The 13,833-nt window shown below is 72.1% G+C and carries 17 protein-coding genes and 1 tRNA gene; 10 read left to right on the top strand and 8 right to left on the bottom strand.

Features of this window, described 5'->3' with window-relative positions; all coding sequences use genetic code 11:
• Positions 1-112 precede the first annotated feature (112 nt).
• Positions 113-1,042: an NADP-dependent oxidoreductase gene (locus CNQ36_RS07190; protein ID WP_121545371.1), complete on the top strand. Its 930-nt coding sequence runs from the start codon at positions 113-115 to the stop codon at positions 1,040-1,042.
• A gap of 39 nt (positions 1,043-1,081) precedes the next feature.
• On the opposite strand, the gene CNQ36_RS07185 is transcribed toward CNQ36_RS07190, so the two are convergent.
• The 3 genes from CNQ36_RS07185 to CNQ36_RS07175 are packed head-to-tail and all read right to left on the bottom strand — an operon-like array spanning position 1,082 to position 2,332.
• The gene (locus CNQ36_RS07185) at positions 1,082-1,405 is read right to left on the bottom strand and encodes a DUF202 domain-containing protein (protein WP_121545370.1); all 324 of its coding nucleotides are present in this window, start codon (positions 1,403-1,405) and stop codon (positions 1,082-1,084) included.
• Positions 1,402-1,794 carry a YidH family protein gene (locus tag CNQ36_RS07180; RefSeq protein WP_121545369.1) on the bottom strand — a complete coding sequence of 131 codons (393 nt, stop codon included), beginning with the start codon at positions 1,792-1,794 and terminating at the stop codon, positions 1,402-1,404. The genes CNQ36_RS07185 and CNQ36_RS07180 overlap by 4 nt, the downstream gene beginning before the upstream one ends.
• A 16-nt stretch (positions 1,795-1,810) precedes the next feature.
• The gene (locus CNQ36_RS07175) at positions 1,811-2,332 is read right to left on the bottom strand and encodes an NUDIX domain-containing protein (protein WP_121545368.1); all 522 of its coding nucleotides are present in this window, start codon (positions 2,330-2,332) and stop codon (positions 1,811-1,813) included.
• Between the two features lie 273 nt (positions 2,333-2,605).
• Here CNQ36_RS07175 and CNQ36_RS07170 point away from each other — a divergent pair, with 273 nt between their 5' ends.
• From CNQ36_RS07170 to CNQ36_RS07155, 4 genes are all read left to right on the top strand, one after another.
• The gene (locus CNQ36_RS07170; RefSeq protein ID WP_121545367.1) at positions 2,606-3,556 is read left to right on the top strand and encodes a hypothetical protein; all 951 of its coding nucleotides are present in this window, start codon (positions 2,606-2,608) and stop codon (positions 3,554-3,556) included.
• Between the two features lie 56 nt (positions 3,557-3,612).
• Positions 3,613-5,154 carry an APC family permease gene (locus tag CNQ36_RS07165; protein ID WP_121545366.1) on the top strand — a complete coding sequence of 514 codons (1,542 nt, stop codon included), beginning with the start codon at positions 3,613-3,615 and terminating at the stop codon, positions 5,152-5,154.
• 75 nt (positions 5,155-5,229) lie between these two features.
• Complete coding sequence (locus CNQ36_RS07160; protein WP_121545365.1) at positions 5,230-5,976, top strand: molybdopterin-dependent oxidoreductase; 747 nt, start codon at positions 5,230-5,232, stop codon at positions 5,974-5,976.
• The gene (locus CNQ36_RS07155) at positions 5,960-6,583 is read left to right on the top strand and encodes a cytochrome b/b6 domain-containing protein (RefSeq protein WP_121545364.1); all 624 of its coding nucleotides are present in this window, start codon (positions 5,960-5,962) and stop codon (positions 6,581-6,583) included. Before CNQ36_RS07160 ends, CNQ36_RS07155 begins: the two co-directional genes overlap by 17 nt.
• A 63-nt stretch (positions 6,584-6,646) precedes the next feature.
• Here CNQ36_RS07155 and CNQ36_RS07150 read toward each other — a convergent pair whose 3' ends face one another.
• Together CNQ36_RS07150 and CNQ36_RS07145 are read right to left on the bottom strand one after the other, a co-directional pair.
• Complete coding sequence (locus CNQ36_RS07150) at positions 6,647-8,044, bottom strand: GntT/GntP/DsdX family permease (protein ID WP_121545363.1); 1,398 nt, start codon at positions 8,042-8,044, stop codon at positions 6,647-6,649.
• A gap of 81 nt (positions 8,045-8,125) precedes the next feature.
• Positions 8,126-8,644: a gluconokinase gene (locus CNQ36_RS07145; protein ID WP_121545362.1), complete on the bottom strand. Its 519-nt coding sequence runs from the start codon at positions 8,642-8,644 to the stop codon at positions 8,126-8,128.
• 136 nt (positions 8,645-8,780) lie between these two features.
• Between CNQ36_RS07145 and CNQ36_RS07140 the strand changes: the two genes are divergently transcribed.
• The gene (locus tag CNQ36_RS07140) at positions 8,781-9,482 is read left to right on the top strand and encodes a FadR/GntR family transcriptional regulator (RefSeq protein WP_121545361.1); all 702 of its coding nucleotides are present in this window, start codon (positions 8,781-8,783) and stop codon (positions 9,480-9,482) included.
• Positions 9,483-9,494: 12 nt separating this feature from the next.
• Here CNQ36_RS07140 and CNQ36_RS07135 read toward each other — a convergent pair whose 3' ends face one another.
• Positions 9,495-9,869: a YchJ family protein gene (locus CNQ36_RS07135; protein ID WP_121545360.1), complete on the bottom strand. Its 375-nt coding sequence runs from the start codon at positions 9,867-9,869 to the stop codon at positions 9,495-9,497.
• Between the two features lie 63 nt (positions 9,870-9,932).
• Positions 9,933-10,017: transfer RNA gene (locus CNQ36_RS07130), tRNA-Leu, on the bottom strand.
• Between the two features lie 201 nt (positions 10,018-10,218).
• Here CNQ36_RS07130 and CNQ36_RS07125 point away from each other — a divergent pair.
• The 3 genes from CNQ36_RS07125 (at position 10,219) to CNQ36_RS07115 (ending at position 12,795) form a co-directional block, all read left to right on the top strand.
• A complete protein-coding gene (locus CNQ36_RS07125; RefSeq protein ID WP_121545359.1) occupies positions 10,219-11,544 on the top strand; it encodes a M20/M25/M40 family metallo-hydrolase in 1,326 nt (441 codons plus the stop codon).
• A 152-nt stretch (positions 11,545-11,696) separates the two neighbouring features.
• Complete coding sequence (chpH, locus tag CNQ36_RS07120; protein WP_121545358.1) at positions 11,697-11,930, top strand: chaplin ChpH; 234 nt, start codon at positions 11,697-11,699, stop codon at positions 11,928-11,930.
• 166 nt (positions 11,931-12,096) lie between these two features.
• Positions 12,097-12,795, top strand: a complete 699-nt coding sequence (locus tag CNQ36_RS07115) for a chaplin (protein WP_121545357.1) — start codon at positions 12,097-12,099, stop codon at positions 12,793-12,795.
• A gap of 74 nt (positions 12,796-12,869) precedes the next feature.
• Here the strand turns inward: CNQ36_RS07115 and CNQ36_RS07110 are convergent, their stop codons facing one another.
• On the bottom strand, positions 12,870-13,058 hold the full coding sequence (locus tag CNQ36_RS07110) for a DUF5703 family protein (RefSeq protein ID WP_004933366.1): 189 nt from the start codon (positions 13,056-13,058) through the stop codon (positions 12,870-12,872).
• A 47-nt stretch (positions 13,059-13,105) separates the two neighbouring features.
• On the opposite strand from CNQ36_RS07110, the gene CNQ36_RS07105 reads away from it, so the two are divergent.
• Positions 13,106-13,780 carry a hypothetical protein gene (locus CNQ36_RS07105; RefSeq protein WP_084828255.1) on the top strand — a complete coding sequence of 225 codons (675 nt, stop codon included), beginning with the start codon at positions 13,106-13,108 and terminating at the stop codon, positions 13,778-13,780.
• Positions 13,781-13,833: the final 53 nt, after the last annotated feature.

Raw genomic sequence — 13,833 nt, 5'->3', positions numbered from 1 at the left:
GGGGCCACGATAGGCGCAAGCCGCGCCCGCCGTTCGTCCGCCGGCCACGCGATGGGCGTATGTCGAGCCGTTCGGCTTGCACGGCGCGGCCGGAACCCTGAGGGTCGGACCCATGAAGGCGATCAGGTACGCACGGTACGGCGGCCCGGAGGTACTCGAACTCGGGGAGGCCGACGACCCCCGGGTCGGGCCCGACTCGGTGCTGGTGGAGGTGCGCGCGGCGGCCGTCAATCCGGTCGACTGGAAGTGCCGAGGGGGCCACCTCGACCAGATCCTGCAGCCGGTGTTCCCGGTGATCCCCGGCTGGGACGTCTCGGGCGTGGTGGTCCGGCCGGGACCCGCCGTACCGGAGTTCGCCGCGGGCGACGAGGTCATCGGCTACGTCCGCGAGGACGTCCTCTCCCGGGGGACCTTCGCCGAGTACGTGGCCGCCCCGGTGCGCACCCTCGCGCGCAAGCCGCGCGGCCTGTCCTTCGAGGAGGCGGCCGGCCTTCCCCTCGCGGGGCTCACCGCGTACCAGGTGCTGCACCGGGTGCTCGAGGTCAAACGGGGCGAGACGGTCCTGGTGCACGCCGCGGCCGGCGGCGTGGGATCCATCGCGGTCCAGCTCGCCGTCCACCTCGGCGCCCGGGTCATCGGCACGGCGAGCGAGGGCAACCACGACTTCGTGCGCGGTCTGGGCGGGGAGCCGGTGAGTTACGGCGAGGGCCTGGCCGAGCGGGTGCGGGGACTGGCTCCCGAGGGCGTGGACGCGGCGTTCGACTCGGTGGGCGGCGACGCCCTCAAGGTCTCCGCCAATCTGCTCGCCCCCGAGGGACGGCTGGCCTCGATCACCGATCCCGAGGTGGTTGCCTACGGCGGCCACTACTGGTTCGTCCGCCCCGACCCCCAGGACCTCCAGCACCTCTCCGACCTGGCGGCCCAGGGCACGGTGAAGATCCACGTCTCGAAGACCTTCCCCCTCGAACAGGCGGCGGAAGCCCACCGCCTCAGCCAGGAGGGCCGAACCCGCGGCAAGATCGTGGTGACGGTGTCCCACTGAGCCCGCCCGGCGCTTCAGGCGGGCGGGAGCGAGGCAAACTCACCCCACCCCCACCAGCACCGCCCCCCACCCCGCCATGCCCACCGCACAGATCGCCGCCACCACCGCGTACCCCGGAACAAGTGCCCCCGGCACACTCACCCCCGCCAGCCCCCGGATCCGCCGGTGGGCGACCCGCAGAAACAGGAACCAGCACACACAGCACAGCGCGCACGCGACGACCGCCACCACCGACGCCCCGCCCCCCAGCGCCGTCCTCAGGGCGAGCACGGTCACGACGGTCGCCGACAGCGTCGTACGCCGCCACGCCAGCCGCGTCCGCTCCGGCTGCAGCCCCGGATCCCGCTCCGCCGTCCCGCTCATCCGGCCCACCCGAACAGCACGACGACGACCATCGCCACCGCCACCACCGCCACCACGAGGCTCAGCACCGCCGGGAACCGGGACACCGGGAGATCCTCCCCGCGCCGCATCGCCCGCTCGCACCGCACCCAGTGGTTGACCGCCCGCAGCGCGCACAGCACCCCGGCGCCCAGCAGGGCCAGCGCCAGCCCGACCCGCCACCCCCAGCGCAGGTCCGGCAGGAACTGGTCCACGGCGAACCCGCCGCCGATCAGCGCGAGCGCGGTACGCAGCCAGGCGAGGAACGTCCGCTCGTTCGCCAGCGAGAACCGGTAGTCGGGCGTGTCGCCCTCCCCCCGCACCTCACCGGGCACGAACCACAACCGAACGTTCCGTACGAACTCGCTCACGCCGCGACCCTACTTCTCAGCCCCGGGACCCGCCCGACCGGTACGTCCGGAGCCGCGCGTACGCGGCCAGCCCGTCCGGCACCCACTCCCACTCGTCCAGCCGCCGTTCCAGTTCGGCCTCCGGCAGGAAGTCACCCCAGGCCACCTCCTCGGGCTGCGGCCGTACCGGCAGGTCGCAGCGGACCTCGTACACCGCCGACCACCAGGTGCGGCCCGCGCCGTCGTCGTACAGGAACCTGAAGAGGCGCTCGGGGCGCGGCAGCCCGGTCACGCCCAGCTCCTCCTCGGCCTCCCGCAGCGCCGCCGCGTCGTAGCCCTCGCCCGCGCCGACGACCCCGCCGACGAACATGTCGTACAGGGAGGGGAAGACCTGCTTGCCCGGCGTGCGGCGGTGGACGAAGATCCGGTCCCCGGCGTCCCGGACCAGGACGAAGACGCAGCGGTGGCGCAGTCCCCGGGCGTAGGCCTCACCGCGCGGGGACGTCCCGATGACGCGGTCGTCCTCGTCGACGATGTCGATGATCTCGTCAGCGCTCATCGGGCCATCCAATCAGCGGCCGCCCCGCGCCGGGGCAGCGGAGGGAGCCGCCCGTCGCGCGCTCCGGACGGCCTGTCGGCCCCGCGTGTCGCAAGTCGCCCTTTCGTGACCGTGGTTGACGCGTGTAACACGAAGGTTGCCCTTGACGTGATCCGCTGACGGGCGGTTTGCTGTGAGTGATCAGTTCATGGCAATCGGCAGTCGACCACTGCCGTACCGACCACCTGCCGTGAGCGGACGACCACAAGAGAAAGCGCGTGAGGAAGTCCCGCGGTGCCCCCACCCCCGCCTCCCCTCGGCCGTGCCCGCAAACGCGCGGCACAGGCCTTCGACGAGGCTCTCGACGATGCCGAACTCGTCGCCGCGCGGGCCGCGCTGGCGCAGGGCCGCTGGCAGGACACCCGCTCACTGCTGGTCCGCACGGGGGAGGACTGGGACCGCCGGGGACACCGCGTCACGGTGCTCGCCCGGGAGTCGTACAGCGCCGCCTGGGCCCGCGAGTGGCTGCTCGCCGAACCCGACTCCGGTGACGCCTCGGTGCTGCTCGCCCTGGCCCAGGTGCGGCGCGCGCTGGGCGGCAAGGAGAAGCCCGCCCGCGTCCGCGACACCTGCATCGAGGCTGCGGACCTGGTGCCCGCCGACCCCACCCCCTGGCTCGGACTGCTCCTGCTGGAGTGCGCCGAGGGGGCCGAGGGTGACGTGGTCCGGATCTTCGAACAGGTCCGCACCCGGTACGCGGACCACCACCACGCCCACCACCTCGTGGTCGCCTGGCTCGCCGAGCGCCGTGTGGAGGCGGGCCCCGACCCGCTGCACGAGGTGTACGACTTCGCCAACTGGGCCGCCGAGCAGGCGCCGGCCGACTCCCCGCTGGCGATCCTGCCGGTCATCGCGCACGCCGAGCGCTACCGCGCCCTGGCCGCCGCCGGACACGAACCCGCCGACCCGGTCGCCTCCGGCCACTGGGTCGGCCGCCGCGCCCGGCAGGTGATGAAGGCCGCCTTCGACTGGTGGCTGGAGTGGGAGCACGAGGACCACCCGCGCCGCCTGGTCGACCTGAACTTCCTGGCCCACGCCAAGGTCTGCGAGGGCCGGGGCGCCGAGGCCGCCGCCCTCTTCCACCGCATCGGCGAGCACGTCACCCCGGCGCCCTGGTCGTACCCCGACCGGGACGGCGTCACCGTCTTCCGCACCGCCCGGGCCGCAGCCCTGGGCACGACCTGACCCCAGCCCCCACCCCCCGCCCGCCACCACCACAACCGACCAAGGACGGCCTTCCGATGACGACGGACAGTTCGAGCACCAGCAGAGCACCTGCCGACGGCATCAGTACGTTCAAGGGGCAGGAGCGCGCCCTGCGCGCCGACCGCCTCGGCACGGGGGGCCTGCTGCTCTCCGTCCTCGCCGCGACCGCCCCCCTCATGGTGGTCGCGGGTGTCATGCCCACCACATTCGCGGTGATGGGCATCGTCGGCCAGCCGCTGCTCTTCGTGGCGCTCGGCGTCGTACTGGTCCTGTTCAGCCTCGGCTACGCGGAGATGAGCCGGCACGTCCACAACGCGGGCGCCTTCTACGCCTACATCTCCCGCGGTCTCGGCGGCACCGCCGGAGCGGGCGCCGCCCTGGTCGCGCTGGTCGCCTACAACTCCCTCCAGGTCGGCATCTACGGCATCTTCGGCTTCGAGGTGTCGGGCCTCTTCGCCACCTACGCCGACCTCGAGGTCGCCTGGTGGATACCGGCGCTCCTCGCCGTCCTCGCCGTCGGCGCGCTGGGCTGGCTGAAGATCGACGTCAACGCGCGCGTGCTGGGCGTCCTGCTCGTCATCGAGGTGCTGCTCGTCGTCGTCTTCGACATCGCCGCCGTCGCCGACCCCGGCAAGGAGGGCCTGTCCCTGCACGCCTTCAACCCGGACACCCTCACCGGCGCCGGCGTCGGCACCGCCCTGTGCTTCTGCATCGCGGCCTTCCTCGGCTTCGAGCAGGCCCCCGTCTACGCCGAGGAGACCAGCAGGCCGCACGTACTGGTGCCCCGGGTGATGTTCCTCGCGGTCAGCGGCGTCGCCGTCTTCTTCGCCCTCAGCAGCTGGGCGCTCACCGTCGCCACCGGCCCCTCCGGGATCATCGGCGCCTCCCGGGAACAGAGCGCGGGACTGCTGTTCTTCCTCACCGAGGACCGGCTCGGCTCCACCTTCACCGACGTCCTGCACATCCTCTTCGTGACCGGCATGTTCGCGGCCATGCTCAGCTTCCACAACGTGGTCGCCCGGTACGCCTTCGCCATGGGCCGCGAGGGCCTGCTGCCCTCCGCCTTCGGCCGCACCACCGGCACCAGCGGCGCCCCCGGCACCGGCTCCCTGCTCCAGACCGTCATCGCCGCCGTCCTCGTCCTCGCCTTCGCCCTCACCGACGACAAGCCGACCGGCGACCCGACCGCCCCGGTCCTGCACCTGTTCACCTGGGGCGGCAACATCGGCGCCCTCGGCGTCATCGTGCTGATGGCGATCGCCTCGCTGTCCGTCGTCGTCTTCTTCGTCCGGCGCGGCGCCGCAGGCGCCCAGAGCTGGCGGCTGGTCACCTCCGCGCTGGCGGGCATCGCCCTGGTCGTCATCGCGGGCTACACCGTCAAGGACTTCGACGTACTGGTCGGCGCGGGCCCCGACTCCTCGCTGAGCTGGATCCTGCCCGGCATCATCGGGCTGGCCCTGGTCGTCGGCCTGGTCCAGGGCGCCGTACTGCGCTCCCGCGCCCCCGAGAAGCATGCCCGCATCGGGCTCGGCAACGAGGCCTTCCAGCTGGAGCGGGAGGCCGAGCGCACCTCGTAGGAGAGACGCTTACGAAAGTCTGACGGGCACCCGCGCTCCCTGGTCCGACGGGGACGCGGGTGCTCGAATGGAGGAGTGAACTCCGAACAGCCGCCGCCTCCCCCTGACGAGGGGGACGCGCGAGGCACACCCGTCGGCCGCCGGGTCTTCCTCGGCACCCTGGGCCTGGGCGCCCTCGGCGTGGTCACCGCGCCCTCCCTCCAGCGCGGCCTGGAGTCCTTCCTCGCCGGGGCCGCCGACAAGGACCCCACCGGCCTGACCGGACTCCTCCCGAACGGCGGCGGCTTCCGCTACTACTCCGTCACCTCGTCCGTCCCGCGCAGGACCGCGGCCACCTACCGCCTCACCGTCGACGGCCTCGTCGACCGCCCCGCCACCTACACCCTGCCCGAGCTGAAGGCCCTGCCGCAGACCCGTATGGTCCGGGACGTCCAGTGCGTCACCGGCTGGCGGGTGCCGCACACCCCGTTCGAAGGGGTGCGCCTGTCCCGGCTGCTGGACGCCGCGGGAGTGCGCCCCTCGGCCCGGGCGGTGCGCTTCACCTGCTTCGACGGCGCCTACTCGGAGAGCCTCACCCTCGACCAGGCCCGCCGCCCCGACGTCCTGGTCGCGCTGCGCATGCGGGACGAGGACCTCGGCCACGCCCACGGCGGCCCGGCCCGCCTCTACGTGGCCCCGATGTACTTCTACAAGTCCGCCAAGTGGCTCTCCGGCATCACCGTCACCGAGGACGTCGAACCCGGCTACTGGGAGGAACGCGGCTACGACGTCGACGCCTGGGTCGGCCGCTCGAACGGACGCGACGATGAGCCCACGCACTGACCCCGGGCCCGCCGTCACCGCGGTACGGCGCTTCGGCCGCCCCCAGCGGTGGGCGCACCACGCCACGGCCGTGCTGATGGGCCTGTGCGTGGCCACGGCCGCCTGCCTCTACGTCCCCCAGCTCGCCCAGCTGGTGGGCCGCCGCGCCCTCGTCGTCACCGTCCACGAGTGGTCCGGCCTGGCCCTGCCCCTCCCCGTCCTCGCCGCTCTCGCCTCCCGCGCGTTCCGCGCCGACCTCGGCCGGCTGAACCGCTTCGGGCCGCACGACCGGATCTGGCTGCGCGCCGCCCTGCGCCGCGACAAGCGCCCCTCGTCCCGTCCGGCCGGCAAGTTCAACGCCGGACAGAAGCTCTACGCGGCCTGGATCGCCGGCGCCACGCTGGTGATGCTGGGCACGGGGTTGCTGATGTGGTTCACCCCCCTCACCCCGCTGGTCTGGCGCACCAGCGCGACCTTCGTCCACGACTGGCTGGCCCTGACCGTCGGCATCGTCCTCGCCGGGCACATCGGGATGGCCCTGGCGGATCCCGAGGCCCGGCGCGGCATGCGCACGGGCTCGGTGGGCCGCGACTGGGCGGAGCGCGAACACCCGCTGTGGCGGCCCTGACACACCAGGGCCCACCCGCGCCCCGAGGGGAAGCGGGTGGGCCGTACGCGCCCGGGATCCCGGCTAGATGATCAGGGACAGCAGCAGCACCAGACCACCGGCGACCACCGAGATGATCGTCTCCATGATCGACCAGGTCTTGATCGTCTGACCGACGCTCAGCCCGAAGTACTCCTTCACCAGCCAGAAACCGGCGTCGTTGACATGGCTGAAGAACAGCGAGCCGGCACCGATCGCCAGCACCAGCAGGGCCGCGTGCGTGGTCGACATGTCGGCCGCGAGCGGCGCCACCAGACCGGCCGCCGAGACGGTCGCCACGGTCGCCGAACCGGTCGCCAGCCGGATCGCCACCGCGATCAGCCAGGCCAGCAGCAGCGCGGGGATGGACCAGTCCTCGGATATGTGCAGGACCATCTGGCCCACGCCGGTGTCGATCAGCGTCTGCTTGAAGCCGCCGCCCGCGCCGACGATCAGCAGGATGCCCGCGATCGGCGCGAGCCCCTTGTCAACCAGCTGCGAGATCCGCTCACGGCTGAAACCGGCGGGCATCCCCAGCGTGAAGATGCCGACCAGCACGGCGGCGAGCAGGGCGATCAGCGGGGAGCCGGCCACGTCGAACACGCGCTGCACGCTGTTCTCGGGGTCGTCGACGACGATGTCCACCAGGGCCTTGGCGAGCATCAGCACGACCGGCAGCAGGATCGTGGCCAGCGTCGGACCGAAGCCGGGACGCTTCTCCAGTTCCTCGGAGGGCCGCTGCGGGATCATCCGCTCGGGCGCCGGGACGTCCACCCAGCGGGCGGCGTACTTGGAGAACAGCGGACCGGCGATGATTACCGTCGGTATGGCGACGAGCACGCCCAGCGCCAGCGTCACACCGAGGTTGGCGTCCACGGCGTCGATCGCGACCAGCGGGCCGGGGTGCGGCGGGACCAGACCGTGCATCACGGACAGACCGGCGAGCGCCGGGATGCCGATGCGCATCAGGGAGTAGTTGCCGCGCTTGGCGACCATCAGCACCACCGGGATCAGCAGCACCACGCCGACCTCGAAGAACAGCGGCAGACCGATCACCGAGGCGATCAGCACCATCGCCCATGGCATCGTGCGGCCGTTGGCCCTGGCGAGGATCGTGTCGACGATCTGGTCGGCGCCGCCGGAGTCGGCCAGCATCTTGCCGAGGATCGCGCCGAGGGCGATGAGGACGCCCACGCCGGCGACGGTCGAGCCGAGTCCGGCGCTGAAGCTGGTGATCACCTTGTCCAGCGGCGCCCCGGCGAACGCGCCGAGCGCCAGTGACCCGATGGTCAGGGACAGGAAGGCATGCAGCTTGAACTTGGTGATGAGCAGGACGATGACGGCGATGCCCGCCAGGACGGCGATGCCCAGCTGAGCGTGGCCGGCCGAGGTGATCGCCTCGGGTGCGTCCGCTGCCAGCATCTCAACGCTGAGTCTGGTCACGGTGGTTCCCTTGTTTCTACGGGGTCGGGGAGGGGGGCCGGGGGTGGGGCGCCCCGGCAGGTGGTGGTTCCGGCCAGTGGCCTACGGGGCCGGCTCCGGGAGGGCCCCCAGGGCGGCGAGCGCCCGTTCGGTGATCTCCTCGGGGCTGCCCGTCACGTCCACGGCGACTCCCGCCTCGTCCGGCCCCAGGGGCTGGAGCGTGGCGAACTGGGAGTCGAGCAGTGCCGTGGGCATGAAGTGGCCCTGGCGGTGCGACATCCGGTCCTCGACGAGGGCGCGGTCGCCGGTGAGGTGCACGAAGACGACGCCGGGCGCGGCGGACCGCAGCCGGTCGCGGTACGACCGCTTCAGCGCCGAGCAGCTGACCACCCCGCCGAGTCCGCCCCGTCCGTGCGCCCAGTCGCCGATGGCGTCCAGCCACGGCCACCGGTCGTCGTCGGTGAGGGGGGTGCCGGCCGACATCTTGGCGATGTTGGCGGGCGGGTGGAAGTCGTCGGCCTCGGCGTACGGGACGCCGTACCGGGCCGCGAGCAGGGGACCGATGGTGGTCTTGCCGGTACCCGCGACGCCCATGACCACGACGACATGGGGGGTGTTCATCGCTGCCTCACTGTCTGCTGTCTTCGTCGACACCTGATGTCGACGTAACTGAAGCCCATTAGTACGACAACTTCAAGAGTGTGTGACGTATAAGTCTGACTTTTTATTGGCGTGACCCGACCCGTACTCTGAGTGCATGAGCACCACGGGCCGAGGGCTGTACGGCCGGGTACTGGACACCCTCGGCCCCGAGATCACCGCAGGCGAATACCCGCCCGGCAGCGTCCTCCGCACCGACGAGCTCGCACAGCGTTTCGACGTGTCGCGTTCCGTGATGCGGGAGGTCGTCCGCGTGCTGGAGTCCATGTACTTGGTCCAGTCCCGGCGCCGCGTCGGCGTGACGGTGCTGCCGGCCTGCGAGTGGAACGTGTACGACCCTCAGGTCATCCGCTGGCGGCTGGCCGGCGCCGACCGCCCCCGCCAGCTGCGCTCACTGACGGTGCTGCGCTCGGCGATCGAGCCGGTCGCGGCCGGCCTGGCCGCCCGCAACGCCACCCCCGAGCAGTGCGCCGAGCTCACCGAGTGCGCCCTCGGCATGGTCGCCAACGCGAGCGGACACCGGCTGGAGGGCTATCTCCTGCACGACGTGGCGTTCCACCGCGTGATCCTGACCGCCTCCGGCAACGAGATGTTCGCCCGGCTCGGCGATGTAGTCGCCGAGGTGCTGGCCGGCCGCACCCATCACGAGGTGATGTTCGAGGACCCCGACCCGGCCGCCGTCACCCTGCACGTCCAGCTCGCGGAGGCGGTCCGCGAACGCGACGCCGCCCGCGCGGAACGGCTGACCCGCGAGATCACCGAGGGCGCCCTCCAGGAACTGGACATCCTGGCGCCGTAGTTCCCCGGCCTCTCAGCCCGGGAAGTCCCCGTCGACGTACACCCATGGCCCGTCGACCCGCTCGAACCGGCTCCGCTCGTGCAGCGAGCCGCCCCGGTAGGACGCCCGGAAGGTCACCGTGCCGGTGGTGTGGAAGGCCGAGCCGCCGGTGGTGTCCAGGATCTCCAGCCCGGTCCAGCGCATCCCGGGATCGAGGTCGAGCCGCTCCGGCCGGGTCCGCGGATGCCAGGTCCGGAGCAGGTACGCGGCGTCCCGCCGCACGAACGCGCAGTACCGCGACCGCATCAGCCGCTCGGCGGTGGGCGCGGCGGCGGCCCCGGAGTGATAGCGCCCGCAGCAGGCTTCGTACGCCTCGGGCAGCCCGCAGGGGCAGGAACGCGTGGTCATGGTCACCCTCCGCGGCAACGCCCGAGGGCCGCGACCTCGTGGTCGCGGCCCTCGCGCTTCATGTGTCCGAGGGGGGACTTGAACCCCCACGCCCGATAAAGGGCACTAGCACCTCAAGCTAGCGCGTCTGCCATTCCGCCACCCGGACAAGGTGTCTGTCGCGCGGGTTTCCCCCCGCGGCGACGACGTAAACATTACCAGGTGTTCCGGGGTGGCCGATCACACCCGCCCGGCGGGGTCGTCGTGCGAACTGCGTGTGACGGGCCGGGCCGGGTCTTGGGGCGGGCCCGCGGGCGGGGGAGGATGAGGGGAACCCACCAGCGGGAACACCAGCAGCGGGAGGAAGCACGTGAGCGAGACGGACACGGCCAGGAGCGTCACCGGTGAGGACGAGGTCGTGGACCTCTGCCGCGAGCTGATCCGGATCGACACCAGCAACTACGGCGACCACTCGGGCCCCGGCGAGCGCAAGGCGGCCGAGTACGTCGCCGAGAAGCTCGCGGAGGTGGGGCTCGAGCCGAAGATCTTCGAGTCCCACCCGGGACGCGCCTCCACGGTGGCCCGGATCGAGGGCGAGGACCCGTCCCGGCCCGCGCTGCTCATCCACGGCCACACCGACGTGGTGCCGGCCAACGCCGACGACTGGACCCACCACCCCTTCTCCGGAGAGATCGCCGACGGGTGCGTGTGGGGCCGCGGGGCCGTCGACATGAAGGACATGGACGCGATGACCCTCGCGGTCGTCCGCGACCGCATGCGCAGCGGACGCAAGCCGCCCCGGGACATCGTGCTGGCGTTCCTCGCCGACGAGGAGGCGGGCGGCACGTACGGCGCCAAGCACCTGGTGCGCCAGCACCCCGGGCTGTTCGAGGGCGTCAGCGAGGCGATCGGCGAGGTCGGCGGGTTCTCCTTCACCGTCAACGAGAAGCTGCGCCTCTACCTCGTCGAGACCGCCGAGAAGGGCATGCACTGGATGCGGCTCACCGTCGACGGCACGGCGGGCCACGGCTCGATGACCAACGACGACAACGCCATCACCGAACTGTGCGAGGCCGTGGCCCGCCTCGGCCGGCACAAGTGGCCGGTCAGGGTCACCAAGACGGTGCGGGCCTTCCTCGACGAACTCTCCGACGCGCTCGGCACCGAGCTCGACCCGGAGAACATGGACGAGACCCTCGCCAAGCTCGGCGGCATCGCCCGCATGATCGGCACCACGCTGCGCAACTCGGCGGCGCCGACCCAGCTGGGCGCCGGCTACAAGGTCAACGTCATCCCCGGCCAGGCCACCGCGCATGTCGACGGGCGCTTCCTGCCGGGCTACGAGGAGGAGTTCCTGGCCGACCTCGACCGGATCCTCGGCCCGCGCGTGCGGCGCGAGGACGTGCACTCCGACAAGGCCCTGGAGACCGACTTCGACGGCAGGCTCGTCGACGCCATGCAGACCGCGCTGAGCGCCGAGGACCCGATCGCGCGGGCCGTGCCGTACATGCTCTCCGGCGGCACCGACGCCAAGTCCTTCGACGACCTCGGCATCCGCTGCTTCGGCTTCGCGCCGCTGAAGCTGCCCCCGGAGCTGGACTTCGCGGGCATGTTCCACGGCGTCGACGAGCGGGTCCCGGTGGACGGCCTCAAGTTCGGCGTACGGGTGCTCGACCGTTTCCTCGACGCCTCCTGAGCGGATCACCCGATGAACTCAACAATCGGGCAAGCGTACGGAGTTGTCTGGGAAGAGTGAATGCGACGATAGGCTCGTAGCCTCATTACTCCGTCCTCGTTAGCCGTGATGTGATCCGCGACTTTGGATCGCTTTGCCAACTAGGAGGAATAATGCTCAAGAAGGTCGTCGCCGTCGCCGCCGCCACGGGTGGACTGGTTCTCGCGGGCGCGGGCCTCGCCGCCGCCGACTCCGGTGCCCAGGGTGCCGCCGTGCACTCCCCGGGTGTCCTCTCCGGCAACGTCGTCCAGGCCCCGATCCACGTCCCCGTGAACGTCTGCGGCAACACGATCTCCGTGATCGGCCTGCTGAACCCCGCCTTCGGCAACGCCTGCGTCAACAAGTGACGTTGTGCCTCGCCCTCTAGGGCACGCCCCCTGAGGGCTCGAGCCCGTCGGCCCCGGAGCGCCCGCCATGCGCTCCGGGGCCGACCGGTCTCACCGAACGTAGGAACACCGGGAATCCGGCGGAACGCCGACTCCCGGAACCAGGTCGAAGGCAGGGATTTCAGCAATGCGACAGGTCACCCGCAAGGGCCTGATGACGATGGCGGCCGCGTCGGGCGTGCTCGCCGCCGTGGGCGGCGCCGCCCACGCCGACTCCGGCGCGACGGGCACCGCCGCCGGTTCGCCCGGCGTCCTCTCCGGGAACACGGTGCAGGCGCCGGTGGACGTGCCGGTCAACATCTGCGGAAACACCGTCGACGTCGTCGGCGTCCTCAACCCGGCCGTGGGGAACTCCTGCGCCAACGAGGGCGGCTCCACGGCGGACGGCCACGGCGGCTCCGGCGGCGCGCACGCCGGCGGACAGGCCACCGACTCACCCGGCGTGGGCTCCGGCAACCACATCCAGGCCCCGGTCCACATCCCGGTGAACGTCTGCGGCAACAGCGTCGACGTCCTCGGCGCCGGCAATGCCGCCGAGGACAACGGCTGCGCCAACGGCGGCCCGGAGCGCGAAACCCCCGGACAGCCCGGCGAACCCGGCAGCCCCGAGCAGCCCGGCGACGGGCCGGACACCCCCGTCGAGCCGGCCCCGGAGCGCCCCTCGACCGGCGACGAGCCGGGCGCCCGCCCCGCCGACCGGCCCCAGCACGACGTACAGCTCGCCCGGACCGGCAGCGAGGTGCCGATGGGCCTGGTGCTGCCCGCCGGCGCGGGGGCGCTGCTCGCCGGCGCCATCCTCTACCGCAAGGCGCGCACCGCCGCGTGACCCCGGGTACACGGAGCGGGCCCCGCGACCGCGGGGCCCGCTCCGTTCTCTGAGTCAGGTCGGGTGGTCCCGGCTCACCAGGTGGCGCGCACCTGGCGGATGATCCGCCTGCGCAGCCGCACCCTGCGGCTGCCGTCACGCATCAGCGTCAGGCGGTACAGCTCCCAGTGTCCGTACTCGGCATGGTCCGTCAGTAGCCGCGCCGTCTCCTTGCGGGAGACCCCGCGCGGCACGTACACGTCGACAAATTCGTATTCCGGCATCGCATCTATTGTGCGGGCCGGGCCCCGGTACGGATAGCGTCTGCACTATGTCTGATGCTGCGCAGCCCACCGCTGCCGAGGTACGCGCCGCCGCCGAGGCGGTGAAGACCGCGATCGACCGCCACCTGGCCGCGGTCGAGAGCCGGTCGGGGGAGGACGACCCGGCCGTCTACGAGGCGTTCAACCAGTTGGCCGCGGCCGCGGAGACGTACGACGAACTGCTCTACGACCGCCACGACGAGGTGACCCCCTTCGAGATCCCCGGCGCGGAGGAAGCGCTGCCGCCGTACACCGGACCCGAGGAACCGCACGGGCTCAGCGTGCTGATCCGCCGCGACTACGCGGTGGTGGAACCCCAGCGGCTGCTGGCGCACGCCCAGCGGATCGAGGCGGCGGACGACGACGAGGGCTCGGAGGCCTCGGGCACCGTCCACGGCGCGCTGGGCCTGCTGTTCGGCGAGTACGAGCCGGACGAGATCGCCTCCCGGCACAAGGAGTTCGGGCTGGAGGAGGGCGACTCCACGCTCTGGGTGACGGCATCGGACGAACCCGCGGACCCCGGCGAGTGGCTTGAGGCGCCGTTCGAGCAGGCCGACCCGCAGCGGGTGGTGTGCCGCTTCGACGTCAGCGCGGTCTTCGACGACGAGGAGGACGACCTCGACGACGAGGACCTGGTGGACGCACTGGACGAGGACCTGGAACCCCTCGACGCGGAACGCTGACCGCACCCCCGGGGACGGCGGCACCGACGGTGCCGCCGTCGCCGCGTACCGGG

It is taken from the genome of Streptomyces fungicidicus, assembly GCF_003665435.1.
GTDB lineage: Bacteria > Actinomycetota > Actinomycetes > Streptomycetales > Streptomycetaceae > Streptomyces > Streptomyces fungicidicus.
This window is presented reverse-complemented; position numbering and strand designations above follow the sequence as displayed.

Excerpts from the sequence above, each read along its gene's own strand:
- CNQ36_RS07145 (WP_121545362.1), bottom strand. The coding sequence starts at position 8,644 with ATGAACACCCCCCATGTCGTCGTGGTCATGGGCGTCGCGGGTACCGGC.
- CNQ36_RS07175 (WP_121545368.1), bottom strand. The coding sequence starts at position 2,332 with ATGAGCGCTGACGAGATCATCGACATCGTCGACGAGGACGACCGCGTC.
- CNQ36_RS07155 (WP_121545364.1), top strand. The coding sequence starts at position 5,960 with ATGAGCCCACGCACTGACCCCGGGCCCGCCGTCACCGCGGTACGGCGC.
- CNQ36_RS07135 (WP_121545360.1), bottom strand. The coding sequence starts at position 9,869 with ATGACCACGCGTTCCTGCCCCTGCGGGCTGCCCGAGGCGTACGAAGCC.
- CNQ36_RS07190 (WP_121545371.1), top strand. The coding sequence starts at position 113 with ATGAAGGCGATCAGGTACGCACGGTACGGCGGCCCGGAGGTACTCGAA.
- CNQ36_RS07115 (WP_121545357.1), top strand. The coding sequence starts at position 12,097 with ATGCGACAGGTCACCCGCAAGGGCCTGATGACGATGGCGGCCGCGTCG.
- CNQ36_RS07140 (WP_121545361.1), top strand. The coding sequence starts at position 8,781 with ATGAGCACCACGGGCCGAGGGCTGTACGGCCGGGTACTGGACACCCTC.
- CNQ36_RS07185 (WP_121545370.1), bottom strand. The coding sequence starts at position 1,405 with ATGAGCGGGACGGCGGAGCGGGATCCGGGGCTGCAGCCGGAGCGGACG.
- CNQ36_RS07105 (WP_084828255.1), top strand. The coding sequence starts at position 13,106 with ATGTCTGATGCTGCGCAGCCCACCGCTGCCGAGGTACGCGCCGCCGCC.
- CNQ36_RS07110 (WP_004933366.1), bottom strand. The coding sequence starts at position 13,058 with ATGCCGGAATACGAATTTGTCGACGTGTACGTGCCGCGCGGGGTCTCC.
- CNQ36_RS07165 (WP_121545366.1), top strand. The coding sequence starts at position 3,613 with ATGACGACGGACAGTTCGAGCACCAGCAGAGCACCTGCCGACGGCATC.
- chpH (WP_121545358.1), top strand. The coding sequence starts at position 11,697 with ATGCTCAAGAAGGTCGTCGCCGTCGCCGCCGCCACGGGTGGACTGGTT.